This is a genomic window from Amycolatopsis umgeniensis (genome assembly GCF_014205155.1).
Lineage (GTDB): Bacteria > Actinomycetota > Actinomycetes > Mycobacteriales > Pseudonocardiaceae > Amycolatopsis > Amycolatopsis umgeniensis.
Window position 1 is genome coordinate 2,378,796 of sequence record NZ_JACHMX010000001.1, and the last position, 16,794, is coordinate 2,395,589.

Here is a 16,794-nt window from a genome sequence, read left to right on the forward strand (position 1 = left end):
CCATGGCGTCCATCGAAGAGATGTACAACCAGATCTACGCCGAAGTGCAGGGTCACATCCCCAAGCTGGCGGCCACCCAGTGGCTGTGGAGACAGGCCAGGACCTGGATCGGCGATCAGGCGAAACTCCTGCACCAGCAGGCGAATCAGCTCGTCACCCAGGACCATTGGCCGGACGCGGCCGGACGGCAGTTCCTGGCCAGGGTGAACCAGGACCTCGCCGTCATGCGGTCCTGGACCGATCCGGGCTCGAGGGTCACCGTCGGGAACCACGTCACCACGTCGAACGTGTTCGACACCATCAACGCACTGGACAGCGGGCTGTGGGCGGCCCAGCGCGCCGCGGAGCGGCTGGTCATCCACTACAACGGACTGTCCGATGAGGACAAGGGCAAGCAGCGGCAGGACATCGATGGGAAGATCGCCGCGGAGATCACCAAACTCGTGCCGCTGTACACGGCCGCGGCGACGGGCATGCGGGGTGCCGTCGGCGTGGAATGGAAGGGGCCGCGGGCGGCCACTTCCCGGCAGGGCAGGCAGAATCCGGCCACGAACCCCGGACCCGCGTCGGCTTCTCCCGGTACCGCGCCGTCGCCCACCGAACCGCAACCGCAGGAGCCCGCGCCCACCGAACCGACGACGCCGGAGACCACGGATCCGCTCAAGGCCGCTCTCGAGGCGGCGCCGGGGGCCTTGGACGCGTTGAGCCAGGCGATGCAGTCGGCACAGCAACTGCTCGGCGGCGGAACAGGTTCACCACTCCCGACGCCGCTCGATCCCCTCGATCCGCTCGGCCCGGGAGACTCGCTCTCGCCCTTGGAAGTCGCGCAACGGCTCGCCCGCGTCGAAGGCACCTCGGATCCTTCGGGTCTGCCCAGTCTCGCCGGGGGCGGCGTGAGCCCCGTCGGTGGTTCCGCCGCCGGGGGATCGCTTTCGCCGGTCGCGCCGGTCAGCCCATCACCCGGTGGCGTCGGCAGCGCCGCTTTCCCGCCGGTGACCTCCTTGTCCGCCACGGGTTCCGGCGGCGCGAGCACGTCCGGCAGCCCGGGGACGATGCCGCCGGCGCAACAGCAACCGCAGCACGGCGGGGCGAAAAGGGGCGGCGGGATCAAGCCCGGCGCCGCCGAGCACGCCGCCACCGGAAGGCCTCGCGAGCGCAAATCCGGCGTGACCCCGGGAGTTTCGCTACTCGGGCGGTCAGGACGTGGCCGTCCGGCCGACCGGACGGCGGAACCGGCTCCCGCGCCCCGGCGCTGGGACCGGGAGAACGACACGGTCCAGCTGCTCGACGAAGAGTTGTGGCAGGTCGAACAGGAAGACAGTGGTCCGCGCTACCGCGCCGGACAGTGAGGAGGGGTAGATGCCCGATCAAATCAAAGCGGATACCGAGTCGATGAGCGCTTACTCGAGCAAGCTCACCGCCCCGGAGATGCCGCCGTCACTCGCGCGACTGGGGACGCCGCCGAATCTGACCGGTCTCTTCGAAGGCATCGCGATGTCGGTGCTGGACAAGGCCGCGACAGCGAGTATGGCCGCGTTCATGGCGAAGATGACCGAAGAGATGGTCACCGACTCGACGAAGGTCAAGACCGCCGCGCTCACCTACAGCGCGGCGGACGTCACCAGCGCCCTCGAACTGGCCACGTCCGCCACCAAGGTGCTCAAACAGGGCATCGACCTGGTGAAGAAGACGGCCGGTTCCGGGCAGCAGCAACCGTCCACCGCCGAAAAACCGGCCGACCAGACTGCGAGCGACGCCTCGCAGGACCTTGTCTGAGGAGCTCAACATGGCTGTTCCTTACAATCTGCTGCCGATCGAGATGCATTTGGCGATGATCTCCGCCGAGCAGGCCAACGTCGCCGTCCTCACCGACGCGGCGCGGATGTGGACCGAATCCCGCGCGTGGATCGAAAACGCGTCGACCGAACTGCACACCCGGGTGGGCGAGTTGTCGCCGACCTGGCAGGACGACGCCGGCCGCGCCCACGAAGAAAAGGCGCAGCGTTCCCTCGCCGAACTCCGGTTCTGGGGTGAGCGCATCGATCTGGCCCAGCCCGCCGAGACACTGACGACGCTGGCGGGCGGGATCCAGGAGACGATGCAGGAGGTGGCGGTGCTGCACGGCCAGTACATGGCGGCGATCTCCAACCCGTTCACCGCCTGGGCGGCTCCCTTGATCCAGCAGGCGTCGGGTGCGCGGATGACCGCACTCGGCGCGCAGTTCGACATGTCGATGCTCAAGGTCGTCTCGGCCTCCGGAATCCAGCAGCCCGACCATCTGATGCCCGAGATGCCGCAGGCGTCCGCGGAAGGGAACTCCCCCGCCGACTTCATCAAGGCGGCCGAAGCGGGGATGAACGCGCTGTCGGAGGTGCAGGGGCTCGCCGAATCGGTCGGCGTCGGCGGCGGGAGCGGGAGCTCCCTCCCGGATGTCTCGATACCGGACATCCCCGGCTACGACGGATCGTCCGGCGTTTCGCTCGCCGGGCTGGCCCCGCTGCCGGCCGCGGCAGGCGCCGTCCCGTCGCTCGGCGGACTGCCCGGAGGATCGGGTGCGCCGCCGGTGCCGACGGGACTCCTCGGCGGTATCGGCGCGGCGGGCGGGATGGCCGGTCTTCCGGTGGCCGCCAAACCTGTCGGGACGAAGAAGGCGCCCAGCCTGGCTTCCGAGATCCAGCCCGGGGCCGCGACGCCGTCCGGCGCGAAGGCGGCGACCAGCCCGATGTCCCCGATGTCGCCGCCGCATGCCGGCGGGCAGAACACGGCGAGCACGCTTCGCCCGTCTTCGAGCGACCAGCCGACCGGACGGAACGGGGCGGCCCGGCGGGCGTCGTCAGGGAAGAGCGACGGCGTTCCGGAGAAGCTGCGCGGCCGTGCCGCGAAAGGCAGCCCGGACGGTCAGTTCACCCTGCGCCGGGCGTGACTGAAGGCCTGTCCTGTCGGGGCGGGTCCGTGAAGGCCTCCTTCCCTACGCTCAAGGTAGGGAAGGAGGCCTTCACGGACAGCTCCCTTCGTCGTGCCGGACGCGGGAAACTCAGCCGCCCAGGGTTTGACGGCGGGCGGCGGTGGGGTCGAGGCTCGGGCCCTCGGGCAGACGGGCCACCAGGCCGGCGGGAAGCCGCATCGGACTCACCGATGGATACCCGAGCATCTTGAGCACGTCGGGGGAAGCCAGCGGATAGCGGCGCCCCATGTCGGTCACCACGGTCAGCGTCCCGGCGGGAGCCTGCGCCGACGGCATCGCCTCGACGACGATCGCGCTGCCCGGCGGCACGTGGACGCGGTCCGCGAGCGGTGTCCCGGTGGCGGTCCGGCGAGCCGTGGTGGACATCGGATCGGCGGGCGGCAGCACTGGATCGACGGCCAGCGAAGGAGCCGCGGCGCCGTCGGCGAAGGTGGCGCACACGGTGGCGTCCTGATCACGCAGACGCGCGACGGCCGGACGGATCGCGGGCGCCGCGCCCGCTTCGGCCTGGATCGGGTCCAGTTGCCGCGACATCGTCGCCAGCGAAGGCGGCAGCGGCACGGTTTTGGGCTCGGCCCCTGGATAGGCGGCGAGCATCTGGGCGCTCGCGCGCTGGACGTCGTACTGCAGTTCGGTGATCGGCCGCAGGGCGTCCCGTTCGGTGAGGTAGTGCTGTTTTCCGCCGCCGGAGGCCTGCACCATCAGCAGCATCCCGTTCCGGATGTCGGTCCTGCCCGGGACAGCGGTGGACACCTCCCCCGCGGCGGCCACCGGGAGCGGGCCGATCGGCGCGCCTTCCGGGAGTACGTCGAGCCAGGCCCTGCCGACCCTCGCCCACGGCTCGGCGGTGAGCGCGAGCCCGGTGCCGACGGCGCCGTAGTCGTCGATCTTGTGCCGATGGCCGCGCCACACCAGGAACCGCTCGCCGGTCGACGTCGATTCCACCAGCAACGCCTGATCGCCCAGTTCCGCACCGCCGGACGGCGAAGCGCCCGCCAGCAGGACCGACTCCTCGATCCGGCTGCCCGCGAGGTCACTGGCGGGGGCCGAACACAGCGACCACGAACCGGTCAGCAGTTTTTCCTTGCCGGGCAAGGCGTCCGGCGCGTCGGCGATACCGATCCGCGGTCCGCGCGGGACGCCGGCGAGCGAGTCGCGCGATACCCGTTCCGTGGCGCGGTGATCGCCGAGCAGGAGCAGCGCCGACGTGTAGTTCGCGACGGGGTGCAGCCTGCCGTCCAGGAAGACGTACCTGGTTCCGGTCTCCTTCTCCAGGATGACCGCCGGATCCTTCCGCCAGGCGTTGTTCCCGCCGGGCACGATCATCCCGTACACCCCGACGCACGCCAGCGCCACGATCGCCAGCGCGACACTGGCGAAAGCGGCGCCGGAGGGACGCCGGAACGGCGGCTGCTCCGGATCGGTCTCCCTGGTCACGAGCGCGGAAATCGCGCGCTGCACCAGGAATTGGTACGCCTGCAGTTGATCTCGTTTGGACGCCATGGTTTCAGCCCCCCAGTCCGCGCACGTAGCCGTACAGGCCGAGCACCGAACACGCCACCGGGACGACGGCGATCATCAGCAGGATCTCGAAGTACTCGGCGAGCCTGCCGAGATAAGGGTTGGCGGCGCGAGTACTCAGTACGACACCGGAGGCGATGACGCCCGCGGCCACCGCCAAGGACAACGGTCCGGCCAGGACGAGCAGCAGCGAGCGGTCCGCCATGAGCGGACCCGCGAGCAGGCATCCGGCGCCGAAGATCCCGGTCACCAGCAACGGCAGCCGCTGCCGCAGGATCGGATACAACCTCGCCCGCACCAGGAAACCGGCCGCGAGCAGGGCGACGAGGACGACAGCGGCCTCGCTGTCGCTGCGGATCAGCGAAAGCTGGCAGTACAGGACGACGATCGCCGCGCCGCCCAGCATGCCGGTGAGCAGCGCGTCCGCTCTGGCCACGGCGGCGTGCACGAGGGCGAGCGGTGGCTGGGGATCGTCGCGGACGAGGTCCGCCGTCGAACGCGGCAGCACCGGCATCGGCACCCGGCCGAGCCGCAGCGCCAAGGGCGCGAACGTGGTCGAGAGCGCGAGCACCCCGCCGCCTATCACGGCCGCCGACCGATAGCCCGCCAGATCGTCGAAGGTGGCCAGCCAGCCGCCGAGCACCCCGAGCAGGCCGACGGTGGCCGCCCCCGCGAACAGCTCCGGCGCGGCTGTCACCCCGAGATGCCCGACGACGGCCGCGAGCAGCAACGCCGCACTCGCCAGCAGCAGATTTCCAGCGGACAACGCGCCGATCGGATCGTCGTCCGCCAGCAGCAGGCCGCCGCCGGTGAAGGCGAACGGAAGCGCGACGGCGGCGAGAACCGCCCCGGCCCCGGCGTCACGCAGGGCCCGCGCGAGCAGGACGCCCGCGGCCAGCAACAGCGCCGAAACGGCCAGCGCCCAGAACGCCGGGGACGTCCACGGGGGTCCGGCGCGCAGCACCGCGACGAGACCGAACGACAGCGCCACCGCGCCGGCCGCCAGCCCCGCCTGCCGCGTGTGCCGCGGCCCCCAGGCCTTGCCGGTGCGGCCGGAGCCGGTCGCGATCGCGTCCACGAGGTCGTCGTACTCGGGCTCCGGCCATTCGGCGCGGCGCGGCGTCAGATGGAGGATCTCCCCGTCCCGGACCCGGTGCGCGCCCAGCGTCCGGTCCAGATCGAAGGCCGTCCCGTCGGCGCGGCGCAGTTGCCAGCCGCCGCCGGCGACCCCGTCGTCGGCCATCCCTTCACCCGCCCGCGCGAGCAGGCCGGGGAGGATTTCGGCGACGGAAGCGTGTTCCGGCAGCGCCATGTCGATGCGCCGGTGCGGAGTGGTGATGGTGACCCTGACCAGGCCGGCAGTCTGCATGGGAAAAGAGTGGGCCGGTGACCGGGCCGCCGGGCCCCCGCGGCAGGAACCTGCCGCCGGGAAAGTGCGACGGATCCGGTCTTCTTGCGCGACAATGGGGACATGAGCATCGAGACAGGCGTCGGCGGACCGAGGCTGCTGGCCCAGGGCCCCATCGCCACCGTCTACGCGGGCCGGGATCCCGTCACGGGCAACGACTTTGCGGTCAAGATGTTCCCCGCTTCCTTCGACCGTGAGACCTCGGCGTGGCTCGAGCGCGAACGGAAGGCGCTCGCCGCCGTGCGGTCGACGCGGTCGGTCCTGCAGATCGACGAAATCCTGTCCCACCCCGACGGCCGCTCCGGTGTCCGCCGCGAACTGTGCCCGGGTTCCCTCGCCGGACTGCTGGATTCCGGTGCCCGCCTGGGGGTTTCCGACGTTCTCGCGCTCGGCGCCTCGATCGCGTCCGCGCTCGCCGCGGCGCACGGGGCGGACTTGCTGCACGGCGGCGTGAGCCCGCACAACGTGCTGTACCGCGCGTCCGGCGAATTCGTGCTCGCCGATTTCGGGGTGGCCCTGCGGCGGCGATTCCCGCGCGATCCGATGTACGCGGTCGAGTACACCGCGCCGGAAACCCTGCGCGACGACACACTTTCCCCCGCGTCCGACCTTTATGGACTCGGCGCGGTGCTCTACGCCGCCTTGACCGGCGCACCGCCCTTCCCCTGCCACACCGGGCAGCAGCCCGGCGAGCGGATCCTCCAGGTACTGCGGGAACCGGTGACGCCGATCCAGGACCCGGCCGTCCCGAGGGAACTCTCCGGCACGATCCTCCGATTGCTGGCCAAGGAACCGGCCGACCGGCCCCACGACGTCGCGTCACTGGCCCGGCTGTTCACGAAGCTGCGCCTGCCCGGCGGCGAGGTCGTCACGGGGGAATCCCACGACGTACCCGGCGAAGAAGAGGACGTCGACGTCGAGTTCGACGACTTCGCCGAAGTCCACCGGCCGCCCGCCGGGGCCCCGCCGGTCCAGGTGGTCCAAGCGCCGCCCGCCGGTGGCCGCACCCTGATCCGCGAGTTCAGCGGACCGCTCAAGACCGAACGCGGGATCCCGTGGCGGCCCGTCGCGCTGGCGGGGGCCGGGGTGCTCGTCGCCGGACTGGCCGCGCTGCCGCTCGTCCTCGGCCCGGCGGAGGTCGGCGGGCAGGCGATCCCGGTGGCGGCCGCGATCCCGCCGCCGTCACCGGCTTCCGCGCCCGCGCCGGACGTCAAGCTGGCCCTCGCCCCGCCGCAGGACCAGAGCGATCGAGTGCAACTGACCTGGACCGCGGAAGGCGAACTGGACTTCGTCGTCATCATGGCGGGCGAGCGGATCGAGACGAAACAGCTCATCGCCCACCGCCAGCGCAGCCTGGAGGTCCCCGTCGACCCCGCGCGCCGGTACTGCTTCCAGCTCAGGGCGACCGACGGCCGCCACGTCTACACCACCGAGCCGATCGCGATCCGCGGCGCGCGCTGCAACCCCTGAGCCCGCCGCCGCCCTTGTGTCCGGCCCAGCCTGAGACGCGAGGGCTGTGTGGAAACAGGGACGTTGGATGTCCCTATTTCCACACAGCCCCCTTGGGTCACCGCTCATGCGATCGGCTTCGGGTGTCGCGAAAGCCACTTTCGGGACGTCTGATGTCCCGAAAGTGGCTTTCGCGACATCGGGGTGGCGGTGAGGCGTGGGGTGGGGTACCGACACCTCACCCGGCCCTCGAAACCCCGGGCAGAACGTTGCGAAAGCCACTTTCGCAACGCACCCTCAGCTCACCCGAAGAACCACCACTCAAGACCGGCGCGAAGCCTTGATCGGCACCAGGGTCCGCGGCTCGAGTGCCGCCAGCACCCGAGCCGCGAACGGTCTGGTGGCCAGGCCCCGGCGCACCTCGCCGACCTCCTGCCACGCCCGCCGGACGGCGCCGTCACCCACCGGGACACCGGACCACAGCGTCACGTCGAGCACCTTGGCCAATCTGGCGACAGGCTCCCGGATCCCTTCCCCCGCAAGCGAACCCGCCGACTCGGCGAGATCGCGCGGGGTCATCCCGATCCGGAACGGGACGCCGTGCGCGCGCAGCCGGTCGCGGATCTCGTCCCACGCGCCGAGCACCCCTTCCGCACCCGACCGGCGACGCCGCCGCCGGGCGCGGACAACCTTCGCCGCCGGAACCCCGAAGAGCCACAAGAGTCCGAAAAGGACGATCAGAGCGGCGGCGGCCAGCCACCACCAGCCCGCTCCCGCGTCGGCGCTCTGGTCCTCGGGGGCGTCCGGCGGTGTGCCCGGCGGAAGCTGGGGCGGCCGCAGTTCCTGTTCGGCGGGCAGCTGGGCCCTCGCCCGCGCGACGGCCTTGCCGGGGCCGGCCTGATCCCGTCCCGCCCGGCCCGCCGCGGCGGTCGGGTCGAGCGCCACCCATCCCGCTCCGGCGACGGCGACTTCGGGCCACGCCAGGACATCGCGGTTGCGGACGACGTTCATCCCGCCGTCGGTCTCGGCCGAACCGCGGAATCCGACGACCAGCCGCGCCGGGATACCGCTCATCCGCGCCAAGACCACGTACGCGGCGGCGAACTGCTCGCTCGTGCCCCGTTTGCTCTCGAGCAGGAAATGCCGCAACTGCGGCCAGCCGTGCCCGGTCGGCAGATCGTCCTTGCCCACCGCGACCTGATAGTTCTTGCTGAGAAAGCGTTCCAGCTGCAACGCGGACTGGAACGTCGGGCGCAGACCGCGCACGGCGTCCTTGGCGACCTGCTCGACCTCGGGCGGCACCGCGCCCAGTCCACCGAGCCCGCCCGCCCGGGCGTCGACCTCCCCGGACCTGAGATCGACCTCGGGTGAGGACCAGCTGAGCCGGTAGTTCCGTTCGGGCCCGGTGGACGGCGCGTCCATCAGCAGGGTGCCCGCGGACTGGTCCACCAGCGGCGTCAACCCGTCCACCCCGGTGAGATCCGGATGACTCGGCAGCCACGGTCCCGCGAGTCCGCGCACCCGCAGTTCCGCGGTGCCGCCCGCCCCGTCGGGAGCGCCGTCGAGCCCCGCGCCGAGCCGCCGGAGCCGGGAATCGGCCAGCCAGTTCGCACCGTCGAAACCGTTCAACACGATCAGGCGCCACTGATCGACCGGGGTGTCGCCGCGGTAGCGGAACACCTCTTCGTCCGGCCGGATGAGCCGCTGGGCGATCTCGTCCAGCGGATTGCCGAGCCTGCTCCGCGGCGGCGGCGCGGCCTGGGTGTCCTTGAGCGTCAGGGGATCGCGTCCGACCGGATCGAGTACGGCGAGCGCGACCGCGCCCGCGACGAGCGCGACCACGGTGGACAGTGCGGGCCAGACCGCCGATCCCGTCACCCGCCACGAGAACCGCGGCCCGCCGGGCGCACGGCCCACCGGCCGACGGCCCGACCACAGCAGGAGCCCGGCGGGCAGCGCGTATCCCAGCGCCGCCCCCACCGCGCCGATACCCGTCAACGCCTGATACGCCTGCGCGAGTCCGGCGACGGCCAGGCTCGGCACGAGAGCCACGAGCGGCTTCTTCAGCCGCAGCACCAGCTCCAGCCCCAGCACGACGGCGAGCAGCACCGACAGCGGGACGAACAGCAGCTGTTCGGGGACCGGCCGCGCGGGCCAGGTGGACTGCAGGGTGAGTTGCCAGCCTTCGGTGAACCCGCGTGCCAACCCTCGCAGTGATTCCGCGGTGGGGAGGAAGGCGAGCGTGGTCGAAGTCAGCACCGTTTCGATCAGACCGAGCAGGCCGAGCAGCGCCACGAGCAAGGGCCGGTACGGAACCAGCTTGGGGAACTTCGCTGTCAGCTCGGCACAGCCGTAGCCGACGAGGACGACCACCAGCACCGGGACGAGCAACGCCTCCCAGCCGAACACCGGTACGAACAGCAGCCCGGCGACCCCCGTCGCGCCGAGCAGCCCGGCGACCGCGATCCGGTCGAATCCCGCGCTCATGCCTTACCCGCCAAGGAGTTCCACTGGGCAGCGGCACCGGCCGCGTCGACGGCGATGATCAGGCCGCCGGAGCCCGCCGACGGCCTGAGGTCGCCGAGCCGGATCACGGTGTCGGGCTGCCAGCGAGCGGTGTGCCCGAGGTCGGCGTCCGGGCCGGTGATCACGACCAGTACCCCGCCGGGCCGCGACGCGGCGGCCAGGGCCGAGGGCAGCAGCGGCGCGCCGTCCGCCGCGTCCTGGGTGACGAGCGCGAGTTCGTCCAGCAACGTCCTCGCCGCGCGCACCCCGCTGTCGGTCAGGGTGTCCGCGCCGGTGGCGGTGATCAAGCGGCAGTGCTGCCCCGAAGACGCCGACGCGTAGAAGAGCGAGGCCGCCACCTCGACGGCCTCCTCGAAAACGGCCGCGTTCATCGACGCGCGCCGCGTGTCGAGCACGGCGGTGAACCGCGGCTGGGCCGGATCGGCGTACTCGCGCACCATGAGCCGTCCGGTCCGGGCCGTCGCCTTCCAATGCAGATGCCGGACTTCGTCACCGAGCACGTACTCCCGCACCGCGCGCAGATCCGCCGAACCCCGCAGCGGCGGATCGGTGATCGGGCCTTCGTGGTGATGTCGCGGATGGCCCGCCTGCGCCGCGCGCACCGCGTGCCGCCGCGGATGCACCCACAGCCACGCGGTCCCGCCGACGGTCTGCTCGCCGCGGGCGAGGTCGAACAGATCCGGCCGGTGCACCACGAGCGGACCGACCCGCAGTTTCCCGCGTACGGTCGTCGGCAGTTCGTAGTGGTACGTCGCTTCCGCGCCGGGGGCGAGCGGACGGACGCGCAGGCGATGCGTCTCGCTCCCGACACCGTCCACCGCGGCGAAACCGCCGTGACGGCGCGAAGCGGTGTTGCGCACGACCAGAGAGGCCAGCGCTGGTTTCCCCCGCTCGACCCGGTCCGGCTGGACGGTCCGGCCGATCTCCACCTTCGGCCGGAACCTGGTGGTGGCCAAGGCGATCAGCACCGCGCCCGCCGAGATCCCGGCGAAGGCACGGAAAAACGTGTATCCGGCCAGCTCGCCGAGGGCGTAGAACCCGGCGGCGAAGGTGAGCACGATGACGCCGCGGCGGGTGAGCCGCACGCCTACCGCCCCATCGCGGCCATGGGAGCGGCCGTCGCGCCCAGGAGTTCGTCGACGATGTCGGCGGTCCGGCGCTGGTTGAGTTCCGCGTCCGGCGTCAGCACGAGCCGGTGGTCCAGCACCGGATGCGCGACGTCCTTGACGTCGTCCGGGGTGACGAAGTCGCGGCCGAAGGTGGCGGCGAGCCCCTGTGCCGCCCGGATCAGCGCGATGCTGCCCCGTGGGCTCGCGCCGTAACGGACGTCCGGATGCGAACGGCTCGCCGCGGCCAGCCGGACCGCGTAGTTGACGATCTCCGGTGCCAGATGGGACTTCCGGACCTCGTCGATCACCTGCTGGACGTCGGCGATGCTCAGCACCGGCTTCAGTTCGTCCGGGGTCACCCCGGCGCAGTCCCCCATCACCACCCGCATCTCGGATTCCAGATCCGGGTAGCCGACCGAAATACGCATGAGGAACCGGTCCAGCTGCGCCTCGGGCAGCCGGTAGGTGCCCTCGAGCTCGATCGGGTTCTGCGTGGCCACCACGAGGAACGGCCGCGGCACCGCCTGGCCGACCGAATCGACGGTCACCCGCCGCTCGGCCATCACCTCCAGCAACGCGGCCTGTGTCTTCGGCGTCCCCCGGTTGATCTCGTCCGCCAGCACCACGTTGGCGAAGATCCCGCCGGGGTGGAATTGGAACCGCTCGGTGTTCTGGTGGTAGACCATCACGCCGGTGATGTCGCCGGGCAGCAGGTCGGGCGTGAACTGGATCCGGCTCCACCGGCCGCCGATGCTGGCGGCGAGGCAGCGCGCGATCGTCGTCTTCCCGACGCCGGGCACGTCCTCCATCAGCAGGTGCCCTTCGGCGAACAGCGCCGCCACGGTGAGCCGGACGACCTCCGGTTTGCCGCGCACCACCGATTGCACGTTCTCGGCGATCTGCTCGAAGGCGACCCTGGGTGTGAGCGTCACAGAACTTCCTTGTCCTTTCGTCGGCGCAGTCCCACCAGCGCCATCGGGCCGAGCCAGAGCAGCGGGCCGCCACCGACCGTCGGCACGCCCCGCCAGGAGTCCGTCGCGGTGCCCGCGGAGGTCTTGATACTGGCGGTGATCGTGATGGACCCGGCCCAGGCGACCTCCGAGATGATCAGGTTCGTGGCCCCGGAACAGGCCACCGGCTTGGTCTTGGCGAAGAACTCCGCCTGGCAGGTCGCGGGGGCGCCCTTCCCGTCGGCGATCACGGAAACGATGAGGGAGCCGTCCTTGCCCTTCACCTGGGTGATCGTGATCGTCGGTGGCCCCGAAGCCACCGGCACGGTGACCTTCCGGCTGCCGGCGGCCCCGGTGAGCGCGGCCCCCGAACCGAACTTCGTGACCGCGCGGACCGTGACGGTCGCGGTGCCGGTGACCCCGGTGAATTCCGTGGACCTTGCCGAGAGTTCGCGCTCGCCCTTGCCGGTCGCGCTCACCAGGTAGTGCACCAGCGTCCCGCCACGGAGGTCGGGCTGGGTCCAGCTCACCGACACCTTCCCGTCGGCGCCGGCGTTCGCGGTGACGGCGGGTGCCGCGGCGGGCCGGTTCGCGGGAGCGGGGACGACAGCCTTGGCGCTGGCGCCCACCCCGACACCCGCCGAGTTCTCGGCGATCACGGTGATCACGTACGGGGTTCCGTTGGTCAGCCCGGAAACCGTGGTCCCCCGCGCTGATCCGGCGACCCGCGTGGATCCGCCGGTCCAGGTCACCCGATAGGCGGTGATCCGCGCGCCGTTGTCCGAGGCCGGGCTCCACGAGACCTTGATCGAGCCGTCCCCCGCCGTCGCGCTCACCTTCTTCGGTGCGCCGGGCGGAGTCGCCCTCGCCACCGGCGGAATCGCCTTCTGGGTGTTCGGCGACGGCTGCTGTTGTTGCGTTCGCTGCGGTTGCCTCGGCGGGGGTTCGTCGCCGGACGGCGGTTGCGGGGTGGCCGGCGGCGCGCCCGCGGTCTGGCTGTTGGCCGCCTTGTCGACGTCGACGTCGAGCACCGTGCCGTCTTCCCCGTTGACCACCAGCACATGCGAGCCGTCGGAGCTGTCGACGTAGATCCGGTTGTCCTCGCCCTTGGCAAGCCTCGCCGCCGCTGCCTGGCCGGGCACCTTCACCGTGGATTTGAGCTTGCCCGCCATGTCGTAGGTCAGGACCTCCCCGCGGGTCTCGTCGACCATGGCGAAGACGTTCGACGACGAGACCGGGCCGTTGAACCGGCTGCCCTTGGTCAGCTCGACCGAGATGGGCTTCGCGGACGGGCGATCCTGGTCCAGCCCGCTGATGTCGATGAGGTGGAGCTGGTTGCGCTCCGGGTCGGCGATGGCCAGCCGGTCACCGACGGCGCTGGTGGCCACCTGGGCCGACGGCGAGAGCTTGATGCCGAGAGGGAGGGCTTCGCCGAGCCCGTCGAGGCCGACGCGGTGGAGACTGTCGCCGGTGGTGTCGAGTACGACCGGCCGATCGCCGACCAGCGTGAGCCCGCCACCGTGCGACGGCGGGAGATGCGCGGTGCAGGTCAGGACGGCGGCGCCCTTGGGCAGCTCGCAGATCGAGCCGTTGTCGACGCGGTGCACCCACACCGTGCCGTCGAGGGTCGCGACCGGCCGGGACAGTGGCCCCCCTGCGGGCACTGTCGCGGTCGGGTCGCCGAGACGCACGATCTGGCCCGCGTTGCGGTAGACCAGGTACGGGCCGCCCGCGATCTCCAGCACGAACGGGGTTTCCGGCGCGGGCGGCGGCGTGGACTCCTCCACGCTCAAGGTCGCCTTGTCGAATTCCGTGATGCGGTTCCGCTCGACGACGTAACCCGAATCGTCCCCCTGCACGACCTGGCTGCCGCTTTCGGCGCCGGGTACGTTCGCGCGCGCGTCGACACGGTTCGTCGAACCGTCGACGTGGAACGCGGACTGGGCGGCGTCGTTGTAGACCCAGTGGCCGACCTGGACGAACTCCAGCCCCGCCGGGGTCGACGCCTGTCCGGTCACGGCCAAACCGACCAGCGCCAGGCAGCCCGCGACCACCAGCGCCACGGCCATCCGGGTCCTGGCCACCACGCTGAACCGCTTCGTGCTCCGCTCGTCGGTGTTCACGCGATCAAGCTAGAGACCGACCATGAAATTTCGATGAAACAGCCTGTCTCGGGCCTGCGGGCCCGTGTCATCGAAACCTCATGTTCGCCGGGCACGCTGAAGCGGACTCGGCTTGAGGAGGCACGACGATGACCGATCTCGGCGCGGCCAGGACGGACGGGCGGTACCAAGCGCCGCCCCAGCGGCTTCCCCAGCCGGCACCGGCCGTACCGCGGGCCGCGGCGCTGCCCGACCCGCTCGCGTACGCGGCGCCCGCCGCGCGGGCCGCCGCACGCGAGGCCGCGCTGGCCGCGTTGACCGCCGCTCGCCAGGCCGAACGACGGCCGCAGTGGTCCGCGACGGCACCCGCCCCCGCTCCGGTGCTCAGCGGTCCGCGGCCTAGTCCGCCGCCACCCGCCGCAGGACGGCGTCCCCACCGGATCGGCGTACTGCAGATCGTCTGCTGGCAGCTGGTCGTCGTCGCGCTGGTCCTGGTGGCGGGGCGGCCTTGGCCGCTGGCGGCCGCGGTGGTCACCGTCGCTGTGGTGACCACCGCGCTGACAGCGGTAAGGATTCGGGGCCGCTGGCTCTACGAATGGCTCGGTTCGGCGTCGGGATACCTGACCCGCGACCGCGACCGGGATCTCCGGACCGCGGGCGAGGCGGGCCGGGCGCTGCTGCTCCTGCTGTCGCCGGAAGCGGCCGGGACCACCGGCGAGATCGGCGACGAGGCGGTGTTCATGGTCAGCCGCGCCGACGGCATCACCGCTGTCCTGCAACCGAAATCGGCCGCGCGCGAGCGGCCGATGCCGTCACCGCTCGCCTTGCTGCCGCCGTCGCGCGAACAAGCGCTGGACGTCGCCGCGCAGGTCATCCAGCACGTCGGCGCGGACCGCTCACGGCCGCCGCGGGGCTGGGTCGCGCTGCAGGCGTTGCGCACTGTCGACGTCCACCACGACGCCGATGTGCGGCAGGCGCTCGGGAACACAGTCCGGCGTGTGCGCAGGCAACTCCGTCGCGAGGGCCTGCCGGTGCGGGCACTCGCCGAAAACGAGGTCCTCGGCGCACTCGCGTCGCTGGCGCACGTCACGGCGGGCCGGGCGCGGATCCGGGAGGAATGGCGGTTCTGGCACAGCGGCCCGATCTGCCAGGCGACCTTCCGCCTCGACGGCTGGGCCGCGCTGTCACCGGCGCACGAGACGGACCTTGCGCGCCGCCTGCTCGCCGCCGCGCCCCGGGCCGCGGTGACCCTCGCCGTGACCGCACGCCGGAGCGCCACCGAGACCGAAGCGCGAGTCAGCGCGGCGATCCGGATCGCCGCGGCGGGGCCTCAGGCCGTCGAACACGCGGTGCGGGACCTGGAACTCGCCGTCCGCCGGGGTGGGCTCATCCTGGAGCGTCTCGACGGCAGGCACGCCAAGGGGGTGGCGGCCACCTTGCCGATCGGGGTCAGTTGAGGACGACGATCGCGACGTTGAGCGCTGTCGCGTACAACGTCCAGGCGAGGTACGGCAGCAGCAACACGGCCGAAACCCGGGAAGACCGGCGGAAGTACAGCGCGGTGACGACGATGGCGATGTCGAGCAGCACGATGTCGGCCAGTGCGAGGCCGTACGCACCCGCCGCGAAGAACAGCGGAGTCCAAGCGGCGTTCAGCACCAATTGTGCCGCGTACCAGCCGAGTCCCCGGCGTTCGCCGCCGGATTTCCAGTACAGCCAGCCCGCCACGGCGATCCCGAGGTACAGGACCGTCCACACCGGACCGAACAGCCAGGCGGGCGGCGCGAACGGCGGCAGTTCGAGTCCATTGTAGACAGAACGGGCGTTCGCCGCGGCCAGCCCGCCCACGACCGCCGCGACCGCGACCGCGGCCAGGAACGGGAGGAACGCGAGTGGCGCGCGGAGTCGTCCCGGTATCGTGGTCATCCTTCGAGCGTAAGGCCGCGGACAAGGTCTCGCGCGCTCAAAAAACCCGTCGCGCGAGCCCGTAAGATCGGTGACGCGATGAACGACGAGACTTTCCTTGCCCACGTGGCCGACGGTCTGGCCGCACTGCCGTCCGTGAGCGCCGTCACCCTCGGCGGGTCGCGCGCCCAGCACACGCACGATCCCGGCAGCGACTGGGATTTCGCCGTCCACTACCGCGGCGGCTTCGACCCGGCGGATCTGCGCGCCGTCGGCTGGGACGGCGAAGTGTCCGAGATCGGCGCCTGGGGCGGCGGCGTGTTCAACGGCGGCGCCTGGCTCACGATCGACGGCAGGCAGGTCGACGTCCACTACCGCGATCTCGACGTCGTCGAGCACCACCTCGCCGAAGCCCGGCGGGGCCGGTTCCACTGGGAGCCGCTGATGTTCCACCTCGCGGGCATCCCGAGCTATCTGGTCGTCGCCGAACTCGCCGTCAACCGGGTGCTGCGCGGTGACCTGCCGCGACCGGACTTCCCGCAAGCCCTGCGGGAAACGGCTCCCCCGATGTGGCGAAGCCGCGCGGAACTGACCCTGCGCTACACGCGGGGCGCCTTCGTCCCGCGCGGAGCGGCCACGGAGGTCGCGGGCGCGCTGGCCACCGCCGCCATGGAGACGGCGCACGCGGTACTGGCCGCCCGCGGCGAGTGGGTCACCAACGAGAAACGGCTGTTGCGGCGGGCGGGATTGCGCGAGATCGACGAGATCGTCACCGGTCTGCGAGCGGATCCCGGCGCTCTCGCCCAGCCGGTGGACGAGGCGGAAGCGCTGCTTTTCGCCACTAAGTAGCCAAAATCGC

Annotated in this window: 13 protein-coding genes; 6 read left to right on the forward strand and 7 right to left on the reverse strand. The window is 71.7% G+C overall.

The window, feature by feature from the left end; translation table 11 throughout:
- Positions 1-2 precede the first annotated feature (2 nt).
- Genes HDA45_RS10605 through HDA45_RS10615 form a run of 3 tightly spaced genes read left to right on the forward strand, consistent with a single transcriptional unit; the run spans position 3 to position 2,923 of the window.
- Entirely contained in the window at positions 3-1,349 is a 1,347-nt protein-coding gene (locus HDA45_RS10605) for a hypothetical protein (RefSeq protein WP_184894201.1), read from the forward strand.
- A 10-nt stretch (positions 1,350-1,359) separates the two neighbouring features.
- Positions 1,360-1,776, forward strand: coding sequence for a hypothetical protein (locus HDA45_RS10610; RefSeq protein ID WP_184894203.1), 417 nt, complete (start codon positions 1,360-1,362; stop codon positions 1,774-1,776).
- Positions 1,777-1,786: 10 nt separating this feature from the next.
- On the forward strand, positions 1,787-2,923 hold the full coding sequence (locus tag HDA45_RS10615) for a hypothetical protein (protein WP_184894205.1): 1,137 nt from the start codon (positions 1,787-1,789) through the stop codon (positions 2,921-2,923).
- A gap of 111 nt (positions 2,924-3,034) precedes the next feature.
- Here HDA45_RS10615 and eccB read toward each other — a convergent pair whose 3' ends face one another.
- On the reverse strand, positions 3,035-4,468 hold the full coding sequence (gene eccB, locus HDA45_RS10620) for a type VII secretion protein EccB (protein WP_184894207.1): 1,434 nt from the start codon (positions 4,466-4,468) through the stop codon (positions 3,035-3,037).
- Positions 4,469-4,472: 4 nt separating this feature from the next.
- Positions 4,473-5,855 carry a type VII secretion integral membrane protein EccD gene (eccD, locus tag HDA45_RS10625; protein WP_184894209.1) on the reverse strand — a complete coding sequence of 461 codons (1,383 nt, stop codon included), beginning with the start codon at positions 5,853-5,855 and terminating at the stop codon, positions 4,473-4,475.
- A gap of 102 nt (positions 5,856-5,957) precedes the next feature.
- Between eccD and HDA45_RS10630 the strand changes: the two genes are divergently transcribed.
- Complete coding sequence (locus HDA45_RS10630; RefSeq protein ID WP_184894211.1) at positions 5,958-7,364, forward strand: serine/threonine protein kinase; 1,407 nt, start codon at positions 5,958-5,960, stop codon at positions 7,362-7,364.
- A gap of 300 nt (positions 7,365-7,664) precedes the next feature.
- Here the strand turns inward: HDA45_RS10630 and HDA45_RS10635 are convergent, their stop codons facing one another.
- The 4 genes from HDA45_RS10635 to HDA45_RS10650 are packed head-to-tail and all read right to left on the reverse strand — an operon-like array spanning position 7,665 to position 14,051.
- Positions 7,665-9,830 carry a transglutaminase TgpA family protein gene (locus tag HDA45_RS10635; RefSeq protein WP_184894213.1) on the reverse strand — a complete coding sequence of 722 codons (2,166 nt, stop codon included), beginning with the start codon at positions 9,828-9,830 and terminating at the stop codon, positions 7,665-7,667.
- Positions 9,827-10,954, reverse strand: a complete 1,128-nt coding sequence (locus tag HDA45_RS10640; RefSeq protein WP_184894215.1) for a DUF58 domain-containing protein — start codon at positions 10,952-10,954, stop codon at positions 9,827-9,829. The genes HDA45_RS10635 and HDA45_RS10640 overlap by 4 nt, the downstream gene beginning before the upstream one ends.
- A gap of 2 nt (positions 10,955-10,956) precedes the next feature.
- On the reverse strand, positions 10,957-11,910 hold the full coding sequence (locus tag HDA45_RS10645; RefSeq protein WP_184894217.1) for an AAA family ATPase: 954 nt from the start codon (positions 11,908-11,910) through the stop codon (positions 10,957-10,959).
- Positions 11,907-14,051, reverse strand: coding sequence for a fibronectin type III domain-containing protein (locus HDA45_RS10650; RefSeq protein WP_184894219.1), 2,145 nt, complete (start codon positions 14,049-14,051; stop codon positions 11,907-11,909). The genes HDA45_RS10645 and HDA45_RS10650 overlap by 4 nt, the downstream gene beginning before the upstream one ends.
- Positions 14,052-14,179: 128 nt before the next feature.
- Here HDA45_RS10650 and HDA45_RS10655 point away from each other — a divergent pair, with 128 nt between their 5' ends.
- Positions 14,180-15,487, forward strand: a complete 1,308-nt coding sequence (locus tag HDA45_RS10655) for a type VII secretion protein EccE (protein ID WP_246480666.1) — start codon at positions 14,180-14,182, stop codon at positions 15,485-15,487.
- Here the strand turns inward: HDA45_RS10655 and HDA45_RS10660 are convergent.
- Entirely contained in the window at positions 15,480-15,956 is a 477-nt protein-coding gene (locus tag HDA45_RS10660) for a TspO/MBR family protein (RefSeq protein WP_184894221.1), read from the reverse strand. The genes HDA45_RS10655 and HDA45_RS10660 overlap by 8 nt on opposite strands.
- A gap of 78 nt (positions 15,957-16,034) precedes the next feature.
- Here HDA45_RS10660 and HDA45_RS10665 point away from each other — a divergent pair, with 78 nt between their 5' ends.
- Positions 16,035-16,784, forward strand: a complete 750-nt coding sequence (locus tag HDA45_RS10665; protein ID WP_184894223.1) for a nucleotidyltransferase domain-containing protein — start codon at positions 16,035-16,037, stop codon at positions 16,782-16,784.
- Positions 16,785-16,794 lie beyond the last annotated feature (10 nt).

Coding starts and splice junctions, on each gene's coding strand:
- HDA45_RS10630 (WP_184894211.1), top strand. CDS start 5,958: ATGAGCATCGAGACAGGCGTCGGCGGACCGAGGCTGCTGGCCCAGGGC.
- eccD (WP_184894209.1), bottom strand. CDS start 5,855: ATGCAGACTGCCGGCCTGGTCAGGGTCACCATCACCACTCCGCACCGG.
- HDA45_RS10605 (WP_184894201.1), top strand. CDS start 3: ATGGCGTCCATCGAAGAGATGTACAACCAGATCTACGCCGAAGTGCAG.
- HDA45_RS10635 (WP_184894213.1), bottom strand. CDS start 9,830: ATGAGCGCGGGATTCGACCGGATCGCGGTCGCCGGGCTGCTCGGCGCG.
- eccB (WP_184894207.1), bottom strand. CDS start 4,468: ATGGCGTCCAAACGAGATCAACTGCAGGCGTACCAATTCCTGGTGCAG.
- HDA45_RS10660 (WP_184894221.1), bottom strand. CDS start 15,956: ATGACCACGATACCGGGACGACTCCGCGCGCCACTCGCGTTCCTCCCG.
- HDA45_RS10665 (WP_184894223.1), top strand. CDS start 16,035: ATGAACGACGAGACTTTCCTTGCCCACGTGGCCGACGGTCTGGCCGCA.
- HDA45_RS10610 (WP_184894203.1), top strand. CDS start 1,360: ATGCCCGATCAAATCAAAGCGGATACCGAGTCGATGAGCGCTTACTCG.
- HDA45_RS10655 (WP_246480666.1), top strand. CDS start 14,180: ATGACCGATCTCGGCGCGGCCAGGACGGACGGGCGGTACCAAGCGCCG.
- HDA45_RS10615 (WP_184894205.1), top strand. CDS start 1,787: ATGGCTGTTCCTTACAATCTGCTGCCGATCGAGATGCATTTGGCGATG.